The 3,439-nt window shown below is 38.6% G+C and carries 1 protein-coding gene and 1 pseudogene; one reads left to right on the top strand and one right to left on the bottom strand.

Annotation, left to right across the window (positions count from 1 at the left end):
* The coding region (locus AC1DND_RS26285; protein WP_477585601.1) for a hypothetical protein at positions 1-641 on the bottom strand (641 nt) is incomplete at its 3' end.
* Positions 642-797: 156 nt separating this feature from the next.
* Here AC1DND_RS26285 and polA point away from each other — a divergent pair.
* Positions 798-3,383, top strand: a pseudogene (polA, locus tag AC1DND_RS26280) (DNA polymerase I).
* Positions 3,384-3,439 lie beyond the last annotated feature (56 nt).

Below are 3,439 nucleotides of genomic sequence, written 5' to 3'. Positions count from 1 at the left end.
AACTTATTCAAAATATAAAGCTTAAACAAATAATTCTTTAGCTCTGGATCAGCTTGGGTATCAGTCATCACTTTACGCAGACTTTCCCGATCAATAAAATTAACCAGTCCGATATTACTGGCAATGTAGTTGGCAATCTTATTAATAGTTTCCTGTTCATTGCTAAAAGCATCTTTAGCAGCGTTAATATCCTCGATTGATTTTAGCTGTACGGCAATTTCTTTTGCCAAAACTTCTTTGTTAACAGCAATCAATCCCTTTGGAATATAAAATATAGAATCGGTTTTATAAGGATCAACAAAGAGAAATAGCGTATCTTTTGTAGTTGGATTTATCAAAGTATAACGATCTACAATACCTGTATTTGAATGTTGACTATTTCTTTTAGTAAAGTCGATTTTTGATCCATCAGGCCAGCGGTAAGAATTTTCGAGTTTGGCCATTCTTACTCTTAAATTATCCCGATCGGAAATGTTTTTAAAGGCACCACTGCCTATTGGCCGATCGATTGACGCGCCATAACCATCATTGGGTCCTTTTAGGTTTTCGAAAGTGATATAGGTAATCAAGGTATCGGATGGAAGCTGAGCCTTGGTTAAGCAGGCAGTCATGCAAAAAATTAAGGTAAAGAAAGTTTTCATAAAAGCGTTTTTTATAAATGATGCTTAAAGTAAGAGATTTCAATAAATAATTTATTTTTTTTTGTTGACAAAGCATTTTAGTGATATGACTAACTTTGGTTACTTTTATCATCCGATAAATCTGTTTGTCGGTATAACATTAATCGGTGTAATCACATGAATAAAAAACTCTTTCTCCTAGATGGTATGGCGCTGATGTACAGGGCGCATTTTGCATTAAGTAAAAACCCTCGTTTCACCTCAACAGGCATTAATACATCGGCAGTAATGGGCTTTACCAATACTTTGTTAGATGTTTTGAAGAAAGAAAAACCAACACACATTGCAGTTGTTTTCGATACCGAGGCGCCGACTGAAAGGCATACTTCTTTCGAAGCGTATAAAGCACACCGCCAGGCTATGCCGGAAGATCTGGCTGCGGCGATGCCTTATGTGATTAAATTAATTACGGGTTTTAATATTCCAGTGATTACCTCTGATGGTTACGAGGCTGATGATATTATTGGTACACTGGCCAAAAAAGCAGAGCAAAAAGGCTATCAGGTTTATTGTATGACGCCTGATAAAGATTTTGCACAATTGGTTTCTGAAAATATTTTTATTTACAAACCTGCTCGTATGGGTAACGATATGGAAATTTTGGGTGTAAAAGAAATATTAGCGAAATGGGAGATCGAAAATGTATTACAGGTAATCGATATTTTAGGATTATGGGGCGATGCGGTAGATAATATACCGGGCATTCCAGGCATAGGAGAGAAAACGGCAAAAGCATTGATCAAGCAATATGGCTCTATGGAGAACATTATTGCAAACTCCCATGAGCTAAAAGGTAAACAGCGTGAAAACGTAGAGAATTTTGCAGAACAAGGTTTAATCTCAAAAAAACTGGCTACTATTTTATTGGATGTTCCTGTTGAATTAGACGAAGCCAGTTTGGAACTCTGCGATCCGAGCCGCGATTTATTAGAACCGCTATTTACTGAATTAGAATTCAGGACTTTAGGTCGCAGGGTATTTGGCGATGAATTTTCGGTTACTACAGCACGCTTTCAGGAAGGTACGCAGACAGATTTATTCGGAAACCAAGCAGGCGAAGCCATTCAATATACCAATACGCTTGAAGAGGAACCAGCAGAAAAGCTTCCGGCTAAAACCATAGAAAATACTGAACACGATTATCAGCTGATTGATACTGCTGAGCAACGTGCAGATCTAATTAAATTATTGCTTGCCGAAAAACGGATCTCATTTGACACGGAAACTACGGGTACCGATGCAAACATGGCCGATTTAGTTGGTTTATCTTTCTCCATAAAACCACGCACAGGTTATTAGAACTACCTTGGTTATTCACCGATCTCTATTACCAAATTGATTGGTGCAAAAGGCAAAAACCAAGGCACCATGCGTGATGTGCCTGTAATAGATGTGGTAGATTACGCGGCCGAAGATGCTGATGTGACATTACAATTAGCGCACATATTTGAACCAAAATTAAAACAACTAAATGCAGCCAAGCTAGCCGAAGAAATTGAGAATCCGTTGGTTTATGTTTTGGCAGATATAGAAAAAGAAGGTGTTCGTATTGATATCGAAACCTTAAAAGCTTATTCTAAAGAACTCGAAACTGAGATCATCAAGTTCGAACAGAATGTTTACGATAAAGCAGGAATTAAATTTAATCTTGCCTCGCCAAAGCAATTGGGAGAAGTTTTATTTGATAAACTTCAGTTAGATCCGAAAGCAAAAAAAACAAAAACCGGTCAGTACCAAACAGGAGAAGACGTTTTAATGGCCTTAGCAAGCAAAAGTGATATTGTACAGGATATTTTAGACTTCCGCCAGTTACAAAAACTCAAATCAACCTATGTTGATGCATTGCCTTTAATGGTTAACCCTAAAACAGGTAGAGTGCATACATCCTACAATCAGGCCGTTGCAGCAACGGGAAGATTAAGCTCCAATAACCCAAATTTACAGAATATTCCGATCCGTACCGAGCGTGGCAGGGAGGTGCGCAAAGCCTTTATTGCAAGGGATGAAAACCACATTTTGTTATCGGCCGATTATTCGCAGATAGAATTGCGCATTATTGCCGAAATCAGTAAGGAAGAGAATATGCTCGATGCTTTTAACAAAGGGATCGATATCCACACGGCAACAGCAGCTAAGGTGTATGGCGTAAGCATCGAAGAAGTAGATGGAACACAGCGCAGAAATGCCAAAGCCGTTAACTTCGGAATTATTTATGGTCAGTCTGCTTTTGGTTTATCGCAAAATTTAGGTATTCCACGTAAGGAAGCTGCCGAAATTATAGAACAATATTTTGCACAATACCCAGGGATTAAACGTTACATGAGCGATACCATGAACTTCGCACGCGAGAACGGATTTGTAGAAACCATAATGGGCAGAAGACGTTATTTAAGAGATATTAACTCTGCCAACCAAACCGTAAGGGGTTTTGCAGAACGAAATGCCATTAATGCACCCATTCAAGGTTCTGCAGCCGATATGATCAAGATTGCGATGATCAATATCCATAAAGAAATGAAAGCGCAGGGTATGCAGTCAACCATGACCATGCAGGTGCATGATGAGTTGGTGTTTGATGTGGTGAGATCGGAAAAGGAAGCGATGAAGGCAATTATTCAAGATAAAATGGCCAATGCCATTAAACTCACGGTACCCATTGTAGTAGAAATTGGTGAAGGAGATAATTGGCTGGCTGCACATTAAAATATGAAAGCAATCTTCTTATTTATGGTAAGTTACTTTATAGCACTCGGATGTAT

Source organism: Pedobacter sp. 01N416 (genome assembly GCF_056399685.1).
Note: the sequence above shows the minus strand (reverse complement) of the source record. Positions and strands in the feature narration are given on the sequence as shown.